This is a genomic window from Streptomyces viridosporus T7A, assembly GCF_008704515.1.
Lineage (GTDB): Bacteria > Actinomycetota > Actinomycetes > Streptomycetales > Streptomycetaceae > Streptomyces > Streptomyces viridosporus.
This window is the reverse complement of record NZ_CP023700.1, coordinates 2,925,125-2,939,577: the sequence shown is the minus strand read 5'-3', so window position 1 is coordinate 2,939,577 and position 14,453 is coordinate 2,925,125. Positions and strand designations below refer to the sequence as shown.

At 72.6% G+C, this 14,453-nt stretch carries 15 protein-coding genes and 2 pseudogenes; 11 read left to right on the top strand and 6 right to left on the bottom strand.

What is annotated here, in order from left to right:
• Window position 1: 1 nt before the first annotated feature.
• The 5 genes and pseudogenes from CP969_RS13705 to CP969_RS33815 form a co-directional block, all read left to right on the top strand.
• Window positions 2-919 carry an SCO2523 family variant P-loop protein gene (locus CP969_RS13705; protein WP_016826340.1) on the top strand — a complete coding sequence of 306 codons (918 nt, stop codon included), beginning with the start codon at window positions 2-4 and terminating at the stop codon, window positions 917-919.
• Window positions 916-1,881, top strand: coding sequence for an SCO2522 family protein (locus CP969_RS13700; RefSeq protein ID WP_016826341.1), 966 nt, complete (start codon window positions 916-918; stop codon window positions 1,879-1,881). The genes CP969_RS13705 and CP969_RS13700 overlap by 4 nt, the downstream gene beginning before the upstream one ends.
• A gap of 1 nt (window position 1,882) precedes the next feature.
• A complete protein-coding gene (locus CP969_RS13695; protein WP_026085200.1) occupies window positions 1,883-2,890 on the top strand; it encodes an SCO2521 family protein in 1,008 nt (335 codons plus the stop codon).
• A 101-nt stretch (window positions 2,891-2,991) separates the two neighbouring features.
• Window positions 2,992-4,185: a hypothetical protein gene (locus tag CP969_RS13690; RefSeq protein ID WP_016826343.1), complete on the top strand. Its 1,194-nt coding sequence runs from the start codon at window positions 2,992-2,994 to the stop codon at window positions 4,183-4,185.
• Window positions 4,186-4,852: 667 nt separating this feature from the next.
• Window positions 4,853-5,274: pseudogene (locus tag CP969_RS33815) on the top strand (LuxR C-terminal-related transcriptional regulator); the annotation flags it as partial.
• 32 nt (window positions 5,275-5,306) lie between these two features.
• On the opposite strand, the gene CP969_RS13680 reads toward CP969_RS33815, so the two are convergent.
• Complete coding sequence (locus CP969_RS13680; protein ID WP_016826346.1) at window positions 5,307-5,564, bottom strand: hypothetical protein; 258 nt, start codon at window positions 5,562-5,564, stop codon at window positions 5,307-5,309.
• Window positions 5,565-5,891: 327 nt separating this feature from the next.
• Between CP969_RS13680 and CP969_RS13675 the strand changes: the two genes are divergently transcribed.
• Together CP969_RS13675 and CP969_RS13670 are read left to right on the top strand one after the other, a co-directional pair.
• Window positions 5,892-6,476, top strand: coding sequence for an ArsR/SmtB family transcription factor (locus CP969_RS13675; RefSeq protein ID WP_016826347.1), 585 nt, complete (start codon window positions 5,892-5,894; stop codon window positions 6,474-6,476).
• Between the two features lie 11 nt (window positions 6,477-6,487).
• A complete protein-coding gene (locus tag CP969_RS13670) occupies window positions 6,488-6,685 on the top strand; it encodes a hypothetical protein (RefSeq protein ID WP_016826348.1) in 198 nt (65 codons plus the stop codon).
• Window positions 6,686-6,851: 166 nt separating this feature from the next.
• Here the strand turns inward: CP969_RS13670 and CP969_RS33810 are convergent.
• Window positions 6,852-7,262 (bottom strand): annotated as a pseudogene (locus CP969_RS33810) (transcriptional regulator); the annotation flags it as partial.
• A gap of 96 nt (window positions 7,263-7,358) precedes the next feature.
• Between CP969_RS33810 and CP969_RS13655 the strand changes: the two are divergent.
• The 3 genes from CP969_RS13655 to CP969_RS13640 all read left to right on the top strand — a co-directional run bounded on the left by CP969_RS13655 (window position 7,359) and on the right by CP969_RS13640 (window position 9,453).
• Window positions 7,359-7,577, top strand: a complete 219-nt coding sequence (locus tag CP969_RS13655; protein ID WP_004988375.1) for a hypothetical protein — start codon at window positions 7,359-7,361, stop codon at window positions 7,575-7,577.
• A 234-nt stretch (window positions 7,578-7,811) separates the two neighbouring features.
• Window positions 7,812-8,558 carry a DNA repair protein RecO gene (recO, locus tag CP969_RS13645; RefSeq protein ID WP_004988377.1) on the top strand — a complete coding sequence of 249 codons (747 nt, stop codon included), beginning with the start codon at window positions 7,812-7,814 and terminating at the stop codon, window positions 8,556-8,558.
• 61 nt (window positions 8,559-8,619) lie between these two features.
• Window positions 8,620-9,453 (top strand): isoprenyl transferase, encoded by an 834-nt coding sequence (locus CP969_RS13640; protein WP_004988378.1) that lies wholly within the window; start codon window positions 8,620-8,622, stop codon window positions 9,451-9,453.
• 151 nt (window positions 9,454-9,604) lie between these two features.
• Here the strand turns inward: CP969_RS13640 and CP969_RS13635 are convergent, their stop codons facing one another.
• From CP969_RS13635 to CP969_RS13620, 4 genes are all read right to left on the bottom strand, one after another.
• Window positions 9,605-10,024, bottom strand: a complete 420-nt coding sequence (locus CP969_RS13635; RefSeq protein WP_004988380.1) for a Fur family transcriptional regulator — start codon at window positions 10,022-10,024, stop codon at window positions 9,605-9,607.
• Window positions 10,025-10,085: 61 nt separating this feature from the next.
• On the bottom strand, window positions 10,086-10,988 hold the full coding sequence (locus CP969_RS13630; RefSeq protein WP_016826352.1) for a metal ABC transporter permease: 903 nt from the start codon (window positions 10,986-10,988) through the stop codon (window positions 10,086-10,088).
• A gap of 3 nt (window positions 10,989-10,991) precedes the next feature.
• The gene (locus CP969_RS13625; protein ID WP_026085202.1) at window positions 10,992-11,759 is read right to left on the bottom strand and encodes a metal ABC transporter ATP-binding protein; all 768 of its coding nucleotides are present in this window, start codon (window positions 11,757-11,759) and stop codon (window positions 10,992-10,994) included.
• Window positions 11,760-11,794: 35 nt separating this feature from the next.
• Window positions 11,795-12,760: a metal ABC transporter substrate-binding protein gene (locus tag CP969_RS13620; protein ID WP_026085203.1), complete on the bottom strand. Its 966-nt coding sequence runs from the start codon at window positions 12,758-12,760 to the stop codon at window positions 11,795-11,797.
• Window positions 12,761-12,919: 159 nt separating this feature from the next.
• On the opposite strand from CP969_RS13620, the gene CP969_RS13615 reads away from it, so the two are divergent.
• A complete protein-coding gene (locus CP969_RS13615) occupies window positions 12,920-14,302 on the top strand; it encodes a glycine--tRNA ligase (RefSeq protein ID WP_004988388.1) in 1,383 nt (460 codons plus the stop codon).
• Window positions 14,303-14,453 lie beyond the last annotated feature (151 nt).

Sequence of the window (14,453 nt, the reverse complement as noted above, 5' to 3'; positions counted from 1 at the left end):
CGTGCTCGTCTTCGCCGCCTCCGACAAGGGGGGCACGGGCCGTTCGGTGACCAGCGCCAACCTGGCCTACCAGCGGGCCCTCACCGGTGATCACGTGGCGTACGTGGACTTCGACTTCGGCTCTCCGACCGCCGCCGCCGTCTTCGACGTGCCCGGCGCGATGCGCGGCACCGAGGAACGGGGCCTGCACTCCTACCTCGAGGGCGACGTCGCCGAGCCGGCCAGGATCGACGTCTGGCGGCAGACCGAGCACCCCCTGCTGCGCGCCCGGCCCAACCAGTCCGGCCGCCTGGTCCTCTTCCCCGGCGACGCCGGCGGCGGCGAGTTCGCCACCGACGAGGACGCCCTGGAGCGGTGCGTCGACCTGCTGCTGCGGCTCAACGGCGAGTTCGACCTCATCCTGGTGGACCTGAGCGCCGGCCGCAGCTACGCCGTGGACATGGTCCTGGCGGCGACCGCCCACCCCCGGATGCGCTACGTCCCCTTCCGCTGGCTCGTCTTCCACCGCTGGACCCGGCAGCACGTGATCGCCGCCTCCGGACTCGTCCACCGGGAGAACGGCATCATCAAGGGCGGCGTCGACCGCGGACACGACGAGGAGGCGCTGCAGGGCAACATCCGCTTCGTCCGGGCCGCCGTACCCGACCCCGAATCGCCTCTGTGGGCCCAGGGATCACCCGCCCAGGCCGCCTGGATGCAGGCCTGCGACGAGGCGCTGCGCCGGCTCGCCTCCGAGCACCGCATCGGCGACAGCGTGGTGCTCGGCATCGTGCCGCTGGAGCCGATCCTCCAGTGGCGCGAGCAGCTGATCACCGAGGAGGACGTGCTCGCCACCCAGATCGCCAACAAGGAGACCCTGGAAGCGCTGGAGGAGATCGCCCGGCGCCTGACCGACGATTCCCACTGGGGGCGGCCATGACGGACGCGGTGTTCCGCGAGACCACCGCCGAACCACGGACCCAGGCGGTGCCCCTGGCCCATCTCTCCCTGGAGCTGGGCCACTTCTACATGGAGGACCTCGAGGCGGGCCCCGAGCACCTGCGGCGCCACTTCGAGCGGGTCCGCCCCTGGGCGGAGGCGGCCCGCGCCTTCGCGACGGCCCAGGCCGGCGGCAAACGCCCCCGGATCAGCACCTGCTTCCTGATCGACGACTACTTCACCCGCTTCTCCAGCCCCGCCGAACTCGTCCCGCTGCTGCTGGCGGAGGCCGACCGGGCCGGAGTGACCGTCGACTACCTGGCCCGCGAGTCCGGCTGCGCGGACGCCGGCAAGGTGCCGGTCGCGGAGGCGGTGGCCGGCCGCCTCGTCGAGGAACCGCCGCCCGGCAGCTACGGCATCCGCCCGCCGGCCGCCCAGACCGGCTGGCTGGCCAACGGCGAGCGCAGCCCCGTCGCACGCACCCCGCAGGCGATGAAGAAGGCCACCGCCTGGCAGCCGCCCCGGGAGACCGCGGCCCGCCGCCACTCGGTCTTCCTGGACGTCGAACTCTGGAGCGACGCCCCCGACGGACACCGCACCTGGTCCTGCCCCTTCCTCGCCGCGGTGTGGCAGCTCGCCCGCCTCGGACTGCTGCGCCACCAGGGCGACCCCGTCCTGGTGCCCCACCCGCACACCGCCTCCGGCTTCCCGGAGGACTGGGACGAACTGCCCCCGCTGATCCGGCTCAACCCCCGGGCGGACCCGTTCGCCGCCTACCGGACCTGCTCGGTGCTACCCAACCGGTTCTTACCCGTCGAGCACGCCGTCCGGGTGATCCTCGACCAGACCGAGGTGGACCCGGAGGCGCTGCGCCAGGTCGCCGAGCGGTCCGCCCGCGAGGCGGTGGCCGTCCCGGACTCGGTGGCCGACCGCATCTCCTACGTCTTCTACGCGGGGTCGTGACATGCGGCCGGGGGAGACCACACCGCGTGCCGTGCTCGCCTGCGGCGAGGTCCGCACCTGCCTGCTGCCCGCCCGGCAGGCCCTCGACAGCCGGTCCGCGGCCCAGCTCCTCGGACTGCGCGCCGACGAGCGGGTCCTGCTCTCCGAGCGCCCCAACCTCTACGGGCGTTCGCCCGACACCCTCACCGGCGTCGACTGCCCCCTGCCCAGCTCCAACGGCTCCAGGGTCCGCGCGGTCGGCACGGTCACCGCACGGGCCTCGCTCACCGAGGGACGCGTCCTGCAGAGCTCCGCGTACTTCCGCGTCCCCGCCGCCGGCCCCGACCACCGCCGCCCCTGGGGGCACTACCTGGTGCGGCCCGGAGTGGTCGAGCCGTTCGGGAAGCTGCCCCGCGAGGCGGTCGCCCAAGGGCTGCTCGGCGGCGGACGGCACGGCGAACTCGACGTCGGCCTGATCGCCGACGGGCTGCTCACGCGGCTGCTGCGCCACCCCCTGCTCGACCAGCGGCCGCCCCTCAGGTCCCGGCCCACCCGGCTCCGCTGGGTGGCCCTGCCCGCGGACCCCGGCGACGGCCCGTCGATCGAGCGGTTCACCCTCGCCGAGGACGAGCTGCGCACCGTACGGCTGCGGGTCCCCGAGGGCACCCGCAGCGCCGAGGTCGCCGGACTCTGCGACGACCTCGCCCTGCACGACTGGCTGCTCACCACCGTGGTCCGCATCCTGGACGGCATCCGCCTGGGCTCCGCGCCGCCGCCCGCCCGGCCGCGGCCGCAGGGCCCCGACGACCTCCCCGCCGTCGTCAGGGCCCTGCGGCCCGCCGTCGACCACCTGCTGCACCTGTGGATGCCGCGGGCCCGGGTGGCCGGGGAACTGGCCCCGCTGTGGGACGCGCTGGAGGAACGGCCCGGGTTCACCCGGCAGTGGCAGACCCTGGTGCAGCGCATCCGCGACCAGCTCACCCTGCACGCGATCCCCTCCTCCCACCGGGAGGTGGAGCCGGTCCCCTGACACTTCCCACCGGGCCCACCGGCCCCCGGTGGGCCCGGCCCGACCCCACGCACATCCCCGCACCCCGATCCGACGCACATCCCAACGGGGGGAGAAGCGAGATGAGCACGGCACAGACACCCCAGCCCGACGACACGGCGGGCCCGCCCGGCACGGTGGGCACGTCCGACCGCGCGGGCGACCGGACGGTCCCCGGCCCGCAGGGCCCACCCCGCACGTCGTCCGCCCCGGACCGCCCGCCGACCCCCCTCACGGGACCGGACCGGAACGCCGCCCCGGCCCCGTGGCCGCGCCGGCTGCAGATCGGCCTCGTCCTCGGCCTCCTCGCCTGGGGCCTCGCCGCCCTGCTGAGCCCGGAGGCCGGACTGCCGCGGCAGCTCGCCGCCGCCGGACTCTGCGCCGCCGCCGCGGTGGCCGTCCAGTACCTCCTCGGCCCGGACCGGACGGCGGAGGAACGGGCCAGGCGCGCGGAGAACCTGCTGGCCGAGACCGCCGCCACCGTACGGGACGGGCTGCGGCGCCACGACGACCTGCGCAGCGACCTGGTCCGGTACACCGAGGACGTGAAGCAGCTCGCCGAGAACCTCCCCGTCGCGACGGACCGTTCCGCCGGGCCCCAGCCGGCCCGGATCCCCATCGAGGCGGTGCCCGACCTGGCCACCAACTTCGCCGACGTCCTGGCCCCCGGACCTCCGATCCTGTCCACCTTCGTCCGCCTGGAGATGCAGCGGGTGATCGGGTACATGACGGACCTCACCACCCTGACGGTGGAGTGCCCCGGCGAGAACCACGACTGGATGCTCGCCCTCACCCGCGCCGCGGAGGAGTCCATCTGCGCCACCAGCACCTCCGTCGACCGGGAGTTCTGGAACAGCGAGCCCGCCAGCCGCTACCTCCACGCCCAGCAGGAGGCGATCGACGAGCACGGGGTGCCGGTACGGCGGCTGTTCCTGCTGGAGAGCGCGCGGGAACTGGACGACCGGCTGCTGCGGCTGTGCGAGGAGCAGGAAGTGCTGCACATCGAGGTGCGCGTGGCGGTCCTGCCGGAACTGCCGCCGCACCTGCTGCGCGGCACCACCAACGACTTCATCGTCTACGACGAGGCGGTCTCCTTCGAGATCGACCAGGACCTGCGCGACGTCAACATCAGGACCCGGCTCATCGCGCGGCCGGACCACGTCCAGGACCGGATGAAGCGCTTCAGGGACCTCTGGGAGGCCGGCATGAGCCTGCGCGAACTGGAGGTGCGGGTCGACGACGAGGAGGACGGCACCTGGATGGTCGACCGGGGCTGAGCGGGCACGGACCGGCCCCCTCCCGGGGAACGGCCCCGCTTCCCCCCTCACCTCCCGTACACCGTCCGTACTCCCCCGGGAGCACCCCCGGCGCCGCACCGCCCCGCGCAGTACCCCGCAACTCGCCCTCACGCCCGACGAACCGCCCCCCTCGCGCCGGGAGTCCGGAGACCGACCCGGACATCCGACTGGAGGGAGGCCCGTCTCATGGGGCCGCGAGGACACGTACACGGTGACGGCGCGCCGTGCCCCGGGTGGTGGTCGGCCTCTGGCCGGCCGCCCTGCTGCTTCACCGAACGCCCGGAGTCCGTCACCGCGATGCGCACGCTCGCCGAGGGCTACCCCGAGCGCAGCAGCCGCCCGCTCACCGTCATGGCCCCCGCCGGCCGGGCCGACGCCGTGCTGGAGGAGGTCCGCGCCACCGAGGGGGTCGCCGAGGCGACCACCGGACGCAGCGGAGGGGGCTCCCCGTTCGAGCGGGGCCGGGAGCGGGGGAGGCCGGACCGAGATCTCCGTGATCACCACCGCCGCCCCCGAGTCGGCGGGCGGGACCCGCACCATCGAGGCCCCGCGCGACGCACTCGACGACGGCGCCCACGTCGGCGGCCCCGGCGCCCAGCTACTCGACCTCGCCGCCGCCGAGTCGAGGGACCGCCCGGTGATCGTGCCGCTCGTCCTCACCACCTAAGCACCGACGAGAACACCGTGGACGCGCTGCGCGCCGGCGCCTCCGGCTTCCTGGTCAAGGACACCGGGCCCGCCGAACTCCTGGACGCCGTCCGTACGGCCGCGGCCGGTGAGGCCCTGCTCTCACCGGGCCCCACGGCACGGTTGACCGAGCGGTTCCCGCGCAGCCCGTCCCCGCCGGTGGCCGCCGGTCCCGACTGTCTGTCGGACCGTGAGCGGGAGGTGCTCGCCCTGGTCGCGCGCGGCCCCAACAACACGGAGAACGCCGAGTCGTCGGGCCTGAGCCCGCTCACCGCGAAGACCCGCGTCAGCCGGATCACGGGCAAGCTCGGGGCGCGGGACCGGGCCCAACTGGTGATCGTGGCCCACGAGTCGGGACTGGTGGCACCGGGGAGGCCATGACCCGTGGGTGGGCCGTGTCCGCCGCGCGTCCGTCAGAGGGTGTGGTGCAGCCAGCGCTGGATGGTGGTGTTGACGCTGCCGGACAGCGCGCTGAGGCTGTCGATGGCCTCGCGGTCCTCGGGGCGGGGCGGGATGCCGGCCGCGGTGAGGGCCGCCTGGAGTTCCAGCCGCCGGCGGTCGCGCGGGGCGATGGAGGTGTCGAGACGCTCGGCCGGGTTCGGCGGGGCCAGCAGGTAGTCGCCCTCGGCGGAGGCGTGGTTCGGGCCGTACTCGAAAGCGGTGGCGGTCATGTCGGTCTCCTCGCCAGGGGTGTCGGTTCTGCAGGACAGGAGCCCGCCCGCGCCCGCCCCGGTTGCGACCGCGGCGAAACGTCACGCCAACGGAGCCATCGACAGCTCATCGTCCGGTCCGACGAGCAGCCCGGAAGACCCCGCCGGTGCCTCCTCGGGCCGTCGTGCGGCGGACCGACGGCCGCCCGCGGGAGACGACCGGGACCTCTTCGACCGAGTGCGTCACCGGGGATGCCCCGACCCGGTGGGCCAGGACGCCAACCGTGCAAAGAGTACGTTGCAAAGAAAGCCTTGCAACGGTTTCTTTGCATGGCTACCTTTGGGGTCATGGATGACACCCAGGACTCGAGGATCCGCAGTCTCGACGCCCGTTCGCTGCGCGGACTCGCGCACCCCCTGCGCATGCAGCTGCTGAACGTGCTGCGGCGCAACGGACCGGCCACCGCGTCACAGCTGGCCGCGAAGCTGGGCGAGTCCAGCGGAGCCACCAGCTACCACCTGCGCCAGCTCGCCGCCCACGGCTTCGTGGAGGACGTGCCCGAGCACGGCAAGGGGCGGGAGCGCTGGTGGAAGGCGGTCCACAAGGGAGTGCGCTTCGACGACGCCCTGCTCAAGGACCGCGACCCCGAGGTCCGTGGGGCCGCCGACCTGTTCCTGCACGAGGTCGCGAACCAGCACACCCGGGAGGTCGCGACCTGGCTCGGTGGCAACGACGACTGGTCCGAGTCCTGGCGCCGCGCCTCGGACATGAGCGACTGGACGCTGCGCCTCACGCCGGAGCTCGCGGACGAACTCGTCCACAAGATGCACGACCTCGTGGAGAGCTACCGCGCGCAGGCCCCCGAAGACGGCACCCCGGACGTCGAACAGGTGCGCGTCCACACCCACGTCCTGCCCGTCCGCACGGAATGAGAGGCCGCTCGATGCATCCCGAGACCCGTCTGGCCCTGCACCGCGTCCGCGTCGCCGACCTCCGTGCCGAGGCCGACGCCCACCGCCTCGCCGGGGCGACCCGTGGCCGCCGAACCCCTTACGACCTCCGGGGCCGCCTGGGCTGGACCCTCGTGGAGGTCGGCTTGCGGCTGGTCACCGCCCCCAGGACGGCAACCACCGTCCCCTGACGGCAGGACACGCCCCCGTCGGGGCGTTCACCCTCATACCGGGGACTCCGCCGGCGACCTCGACGCAGCTGCCGCCTTCACCGTCGCTGTAGCTGCTCCTGCGCCGGCGTGCGTCGCTCAGGTCGTAGGCGCGCATCGTCCGGAGTCCTCTGCCGCCGACTCGGTCAGGGCCAGGGGCGCCACGGTCACCGCGGGCGCACCCCGCCGTCCGGAGAAGTCCCGGAACCAATGCGGGAGCGGACTCGCACAGCGTGGTGGCGAGCTTCTCGAACTCCACCACCTCCGCGAAGCAATCCGCACACCGCCGGTCGTCGATCGGCTTCCTGCACAACTACTCGAAAACACCGCCGGTTCGCAGGACCGCGTCGATCCGCTGTGCCGCGTCCGATCGAGGTTTCCCCATGGCCTGTTCGAACTGGCCGACGTGGCCGCCCGGGAGGAACACCCGCGCCCCCGGCTCCACTTGCGTGAACCCCGCCTCCTCCCGTCGCCGCTTCAGCTCCGCCCCGAAGAACTCCCACGCGGCCCGGCGCGATCCGTTGGCCCTTGCTGCCCCCTTCTTCGTCCCTTTGCACACCCCCGTGCTTGTGGTGCGCAAACCCTCCCCGAGGGTAGACACGGAGTGCGACGGTGAGGATACGAAGAGTGAAAACCGGAAGGGAAGGGGATCGCGGTGGAGGTGCAGCGCTCGGTGCTCTGCGTCGAAGAGGCGGAGGAAGCGGTGGAGGAATTGCGGGCGGCGCTCGCGAAGGCCGGAATCACCCTGCCGTCACTGGGGCTGGACCCGGTGAGTCTCGCGCGGGAGGCGCCCTGTCCGCTCGTCGAATTGGGGCGGTGCTCCGCGGAGACCGCCCGGCGGATCGCGGCGGCGGTGACGGCGGTGGCGCGGTGAAGCCCCCCGTCGGTGCCCGCGTCGTCGGCACCCGCACCGAGCGGATCGGCGTCGTCCCGGGGCGCGGGGGGCCCTACGCCCAGCCGAGACCGTACGGCGGCGGCCGGGAGGGGGACGCCGGTCCGGGGGCCGCCCGCCGTGCGAGGCCGGCGGAGCGGCCGCGCGCGGCGACCGCGTACGCCCGTGCCCGCGGCCGCGGTGAGGTGCCCCGAGGGGTGGGCGACAATGGATGTCATGAGTCTGTTCCGCGACGACGGCATCGTGCTGCGCACCCAGAAGCTGGGTGAGGCGGACCGGATCATCACGTTGCTCACACGCGGTCACGGGCGCGTACGCGCCGTGGCGAGGGGGGTGCGCCGGACGAAGTCGAAGTTCGGCGCGCGCCTCGAACCGTTCTCGCACGTGGACGTGCAGTTCTTCGCGAAGGGGAGCGAGCTGGTCGGGCGCGGTCTGCCGCTGTGCACGCAGAGCGAGACCATCGCGCCGTACGGCGGCGGGATCGTCACCGACTACGCCCGCTACACCGCCGGCACGGCGATGCTGGAGACCGCCGAGCGGTTCACCGACCACGAGGGCGAGCCGGCGGTGCAGCAGTACCTGCTGCTGGTCGGGGCCCTGCGGACGCTCGCCCGGGGCGAGCACGCACCGCACCTCGTCCTCGACGCGTTCCTGCTGCGCTCCCTCGCCGTCAACGGCTATGCGCCCAGCTTCGGCGACTGCGCGAAGTGCGGGATGCCCGGGCCGAACCGGTTCTTCTCGGTCGCGTCCGGCGGCTCCCTCTGCGTCGACTGCCGGGTGCCCGGCAGCGTCGTACCCTCGCCGCAGGCCCTGGAACTGCTCGGCGCGCTGCTCACGGGAGACTGGGAGACCGCGGACGCGTGCGAGGCGCGGTACGTCCGGGAGGGGAGCGGGCTGGTGTCCGCCTACCTGCACTGGCACCTGGAGCGCGGACTGCGCTCGCTCCGGTACGTCGAGAAGTGAGCGCGAGCGGCACGTCGCGACAGGCAAGCACAGAACGTCGGCACGAGGAGACGAGAGACACATGGTCGTACGCGGGTTCCTGGGGCGCCAGCGCCGGGAGTACAGGACGCCGGAACCGCACCCCTCCGGCGCGCGGCCCCCGAAGCTCCCGGGCGAGCTGGTCCCGAACCACGTGGCGATCGTCATGGACGGCAACGGGCGCTGGGCCAAGGAGCGGGGGCTGCCGCGCACCGAGGGGCACAAGGTCGGCGCCGAGCGGGTGCTGGACGTGCTGCAGGGCGCGATCGAGATGGGCGTGGGGGCCATCTCCCTGTACGCCTTCTCCACCGAGAACTGGAAGCGCTCGCCGGACGAGGTGCGCTTCCTGATGAACTTCAACCGGGACTTCATCCGCAAGAGCAGGGACCAGCTGGACGAGCTCGGGGTGCGGGTGCGCTGGGTGGGGCGGATGCCCAAGCTGTGGAAGTCGGTGGCCAAGGAGCTCCAGATCGCCCAGGAGCAGACGAAGGACAACGACCGGCTGACGCTGTACTTCTGCATGAACTACGGCGGGCGCGCGGAGATCGCCGACGCCGCGCAGGCGCTCGCGGAGGACGTGCGGGCCGGGCGGCTCGACCCGTCGAAGGTGACCGAGAAGACCTTCGCCAAGTACCTCTACTACCCGGACATGCCGGACGTCGACCTGTTCCTGCGGCCGAGCGGCGAGCAGCGCACGTCCAACTACCTGCTCTGGCAGAGCGCCTACGCCGAGATGGTCTTCCAGGACGTCCTGTGGCCGGACTTCGACCGCCGTGACCTGTGGCGGGCCTGCCTCGAATTCGCCTCCCGGGACCGCCGTTTCGGCGGCGCGATCCCCAACGAGGAGCTGCTGGCCATGGAGGGCGAGCAGGCGTGATGCGAGGCCGCCGGCGGCGCGCCCCGGCGGTGCGAGCACGGTCCGCGCGTCGTACCGGCGGGGACCGTGCTCCCGGGCCGTCGTCCGCCGCGCGGGTGGGACATGCCTGAGCCCCGGACCCGGGTTCTCCGGGCCCGGGGCTCACCGGTCCTCACGCGTCGCGGGTCGCCGCGCACTCCGCGCAGGTGCCGAAGATCTCGACCGTGTGCGCCACGTTGACGTAGCCGTGTTCGGCGGCGATGGCCTCGGCCCACTTCTCCACGGCCGGGCCCTCCACCTCGACCGCCCTGCCGCAGCCGCGGCAGACCAGGTGGTGGTGATGGTCGTCGGTGGAGCAGCGGCGGTAGACGGACTCGCCCTCGGCGGTGCGCAGGACGTCGACCTCGCCGGCGTCGGCGAGGGACTGCAACGTGCGGTAGACCGTGGTGAGTCCGACCGAGTCGCCCTTGTGCTTGAGCATGTCATGGAGCTCCTGCGCGCTGCGGAACTCGTCGACCTCCTGAAGCGCAGCCGCCACAGCGGCCCGCTGCCGAGTGGCGCGGCCCTTCACGGGCGGTCCAGCGGTGGTCACCGTTGCCTCCTCACGTCTGCCTCTGCCGGGGCCATTGTGCCAGTGTCCGGGCGGAGGTGGGTCAGACGTCCGCCCCGTCGGCGGTCACGCGGCTGCCCGGGATCGCGCACTCCACGGGGTCACCGCCGGGATGTGCGGCGGCCAGCGCCCGGGCGCGGCGGCGGGCCAGCGGGGTCGCCAGTGCGGTCAGCACGATGAACGCGCCGATCGTCAGCAGCACGATCGTCGCGCCGGGCGGCACGTCCTGGTAGTAGGAGGTGACCGTGCCGCCGAGGGTCACGCTCACGCCGATCGCGACGGCGAGGGCGAAGGTGGCGGCGAAGCTGCGGCTGAGCTGCTGGGCGGCCGCGACGGGGACCACCATGAGCGCGCTCACCAGCAGCAGGCCGACCACGCGCATCGCGACCGTGACCGTCACCGCCGCCGTGACCGCCGTCAGCAGGTTCAGGAAGCGCACCGGCAGGCCCGTGACCCGCGCGAACTCCTCGTCCTGGCTGACCGCGAACAGCTGCCGGCGCAGACCGACCGTGACCAGGACGACGAACGCGGCCAGGACGCAGATGGCCGTCACGTCGGACGCGGAGACCGTCGACAGGGAGCCGAACAGGTAGGACGTGAGGTTCGCGTTGGAGCCGGTCGGGGCGAGGTTGATGAACATGACGCCGCCCGCCATGCCGCCGTAGAAGAGCATCGCGAGGGCGATGTCGCCGCGGGTCCGGCCGTACCAGCGGATCAGCTCCATCAGGACGGCGCCGAGGACGGAGACGAGCGCGGCCATCCACACCGGCGACCAGCTGAGCAGGAAGCCGAGGCCGACGCCGGTCATGGCGACGTGGCCGATGCCGTCGCCCATCAGGGCCTGGCGGCGCTGGACGAGGTAGATGCCGACGGCGGGCGCGGTGATGCCGACCAGGACGGCGGCGAGCAGTGCCCGCTGCATGAAGGCGTAGTTCAGGATTTCCATGGGTCAGCTCAGCAGTCCCGTGCGGATCGGTTCGGCGCCCGCCGGTGCGTGCGGGTGGACGTGGTCGTGGCCGGGCAGGGCGTGCTGGCCGACGGCCTCGGGGGGCGGGCCGTCGTGCAGGACGCAGCCGTCGCGGAGGACGACCGCCCGGTCGATCAGGGGCTCCAGGGGGCCCAGTTCGTGCAGGACGAGCAGGACGGTGGCGCCCTCGGAGACCTGGGCCCTCAGGGTCTCGGCGAGGACCTTCTGGCTGGCCAGGTCCACGCCCGCCATCGGCTCGTCCATGATCAGCAGTTCGGGTCCGGCGGCGAGCGCGCGGGCGATCAGCACCCGCTGGTGCTGGCCGCCGGAGAGCGCGTCGACGGAGTCCTTGGCCCGGTCCGCCATGCCGACCAGGTCCAGGGCGCGCCGCACCGCCTCGCGGTCGGCCTTGCGGAAGACGCCGAAGCGGGTGCGGGCCAGGCGGCCCGAGGAGACCACCTCGGTCACCGTCGCCGGTACGCCGCCCGCGGCGGTGGTGCGCTGCGGGACGTAGCCCACGCGCGCCCAGTCGCGGAACCGGCGCTGCGGGGTGCCGAACAGCTCGATCTCGCCGGCGCCGACCGGCACCTGACCGATGAGGCTGCGCACGGCCGTCGACTTGCCGGAGCCGTTCGCGCCGAGCAGGGCGACGACCTCACCGCGGTGCACGGTGAGGTCGATGCCGCGCAGGACGGGGCGTGCACCCAGCTCGGCGCGGACGCCGCGCAGGGATATGACGGGCTCGTTCATGCCGTCCTCCGAGGGGGCGGGGTGTCCGGGGGCGGTCACTTGGCTCCCAGGGCGGTCTGCAGGGACTCGAGGTTGGACTCCATGACCTGGAAGTAGTCGTCGCCGCGGGAGCCGTCGGTGATGCCCTCGATCGGGTCGAGGACGTCCGTCTTCAGCCCGGCGTCGTCGGCGAGGGTCTTCGCGGTCCGGTCGCTGACGAGCGTCTCGTAGAACACGGTGGTGACGCCGTCGGCCTCGGCCGTCCTCGTGAGCTCCTTCACGCGTGCGCCGCTGGGCTCGGACTCGGGGGACAGGCCGCTGATGGCCTCCTCGATCAGGCCGTAGCGCTCGGCGAGGTAGCCGAAGGCGGCGTGCGTGGTGATGAAGACGTCGGTCTTCCTGTTCCTCAGCCCGGTCTCGAACGCCGCGTCGAGGTCGTTCAACTTGCCGACCAGGGCCTCGGTGTTCTTCCGGTAGTCGGCGGCGTGGTCCGGGTCGGCCTTCTCGAAGGCCTTGCCGACCCCCTCGGCGACCTCGGCGTACTTGACCGGGTCGAGCCAGACGTGGGGGTCCTTGCCGCCTTCGTGCTCGTGCTCGTGGCCGTGCTCGTCCTCGTGCTCGTCCTCGTGGCCGTGTTCGTCCTCGTGGTCCTCGAGGGAGGTCAGGGTGGCCGCGTCGATCTTCGTGCCGACCTCGGACTGGGCGATGGCCTCGTCGACGGCGGGCTGCAGGCCCTTGAGGTGGAGCGCCGCGTCGGCCTCCTGGAGCTGCACGATCTGCTGGGTGCTGAGCTCCAGGTCGTGCGGCTCCTGGCCGGGCTGGGTGAGACTGGTGACGTGGACGTGTTCGCCGCCGATCTGCTCGGCGAGGAACGCCATCGGGTAGAACGACGCGACGACGTCGAACTTGTCGGTGCTGCCCGCGGCCGCACCGCCGGAGGAGCAGGCGGAGAGGGCGCCCAGACCGAGGGCGGCGGCCGCGGCCACGACGGCCGTGGGGAGGGGGAGTCGTCGTACGTTCATGACACTCATTTTCAAATAATATGGAAACCGTTGTCAACAAGGGGGGTGGGAGTCCGCACAGGGAGACCGATTGGTTGAGGGGCGGTCCTCGCCGGTAACCTGGGTCATTCGCTGGAAGCATCTCGCTTCGTCGCCCGTCGTCGTAATGAAGAGAGCACCGTGGCCGCCGACAAGATCGACACCATCGTCAGCCTGAGCAAGCGCCGTGGCTTCGTATTCCCCTGCAGTGAGATCTACGGCGGCCAGCGTGCCGCCTGGGACTACGGGCCGCTGGGTGTCGAGCTCAAGGAGAACCTGAAGCGCCAGTGGTGGCGCTACATGGTGACGTCGCGCGAGGACGTGGTCGGAATCGACTCGTCCGTCATCCTGGCCCCCGAGGTGTGGGTGGCCTCCGGCCACGTCGCCACCTTCACGGACCCGCTGACCGAGTGCACCTCCTGCCACAAGCGGTTCCGCGCGGACCACTTGGAGGAGGCCTACGAGGAGAAGAAGGGCCACGCCCCGGAGAACGGCCTCGCCGACCTCAACTGCCCCAACTGCGGCAACAAGGGCACCTTCACCGAGCCCAAGCAGTTCTCGGGCCTGCTCTCCACCCACCTCGGCCCGACGCAGGACTCCGGCTCCATCGCCTACCTGCGTCCCGAGACCGCCCAGGGCATCTTCACCAACTTCGCCCAGGTGCAGACCACTTCGCGCCGCAAGCCGCCGTTCGGCATCGCCCAGATGGGCAAGTCCTTCCGCAACGAGATCACGCCCGGCAACTTCATCTTCCGCACCCGCGAGTTCGAGCAGATGGAGATGGAGTTCTTCGTCAAGCCGGGCGAGGACGAGAAGTGGCAGGAGTACTGGATGGAGCAGCGCTGGAACTGGTACACCGGTCTCGGCCTGCGCGAGGAGAACATGCGGTGGTACGAGCACCCGCAGGAGAAGCTCTCCCACTACTCCAAGCGCACCGCCGACATCGAGTACCGCTTCCAGTTCGGCGGCAGTGAGTGGGGCGAGCTGGAGGGCGTCGCCAACCGCACCGACTTCGACCTCGGCGCGCACTCGAAGGCCTCCGGCCAGGACCTCTCCTACTTCGACCAGGAGGCCGGCGAGCGCTGGACGCCGTACGTCATCGAGCCGGCGGCCGGTGTCGGCCGGGCGATGCTCGCCTTCCTGCTCGACGCCTACGTCGAGGACGAGGCGCCCAACGCCAAGGGCAAGCTGGAGAAGCGGACCGTGCTGCGGCTCGACCACCGCCTGGCCCCGGTGAAGGTCGCGGTGCTCCCGCTGTCCCGCAACCCCGAGCTGTCGCCGAAGGCGAAGGGCCTGGCCCAGGCGCTGCGGCAGAACTGGAACATCGAGTTCGACGACGCCGGCGCCATCGGCCGCCGCTACCGCCGCCAGGACGAGATCGGTACGCCGTTCTGCGTGACCGTCGACTTCGACACGCTGGACGACAACGCGGTGACCGTGCGCGAGCGCGACACCATGAAGCAGGAGCGCATCTCGCTGGACCAGATCGAGGGCTACCTGGCGGCGCGTCTGGTCGGCTGCTGAGGCGTCCCCCGACGACCGACGTCGACCGGCCCCCGGCACGGCACCGCAGTGGTGCCCGTGCCGGGGGCCGGCGCGTTTCCGGGGACGTGTCCGGGGCGGGGCGCCCTGAGGCGCCGCCTCCCGGTGGCCCCGCGCGCGGCCGCCGCCCGCC

Coding starts and splice junctions, on each gene's coding strand:
- CP969_RS13625 (WP_026085202.1), bottom strand. CDS start 11,759: ATGAACGAGCCCGTCATATCCCTGCGCGGCGTCCGCGCCGAGCTGGGT.
- CP969_RS13670 (WP_016826348.1), top strand. CDS start 6,488: ATGCATCCCGAGACCCGTCTGGCCCTGCACCGCGTCCGCGTCGCCGAC.
- CP969_RS13630 (WP_016826352.1), bottom strand. CDS start 10,988: ATGGAAATCCTGAACTACGCCTTCATGCAGCGGGCACTGCTCGCCGCC.
- CP969_RS13620 (WP_026085203.1), bottom strand. CDS start 12,760: ATGAACGTACGACGACTCCCCCTCCCCACGGCCGTCGTGGCCGCGGCC.
- CP969_RS13690 (WP_016826343.1), top strand. CDS start 2,992: ATGAGCACGGCACAGACACCCCAGCCCGACGACACGGCGGGCCCGCCC.
- CP969_RS13640 (WP_004988378.1), top strand. CDS start 8,620: ATGGTCGTACGCGGGTTCCTGGGGCGCCAGCGCCGGGAGTACAGGACG.
- CP969_RS13680 (WP_016826346.1), bottom strand. CDS start 5,564: ATGACCGCCACCGCTTTCGAGTACGGCCCGAACCACGCCTCCGCCGAG.
- recO (WP_004988377.1), top strand. CDS start 7,812: ATGAGTCTGTTCCGCGACGACGGCATCGTGCTGCGCACCCAGAAGCTG.
- CP969_RS13695 (WP_026085200.1), top strand. CDS start 1,883: ATGCGGCCGGGGGAGACCACACCGCGTGCCGTGCTCGCCTGCGGCGAG.
- CP969_RS13700 (WP_016826341.1), top strand. CDS start 916: ATGACGGACGCGGTGTTCCGCGAGACCACCGCCGAACCACGGACCCAG.
- CP969_RS13675 (WP_016826347.1), top strand. CDS start 5,892: ATGGATGACACCCAGGACTCGAGGATCCGCAGTCTCGACGCCCGTTCG.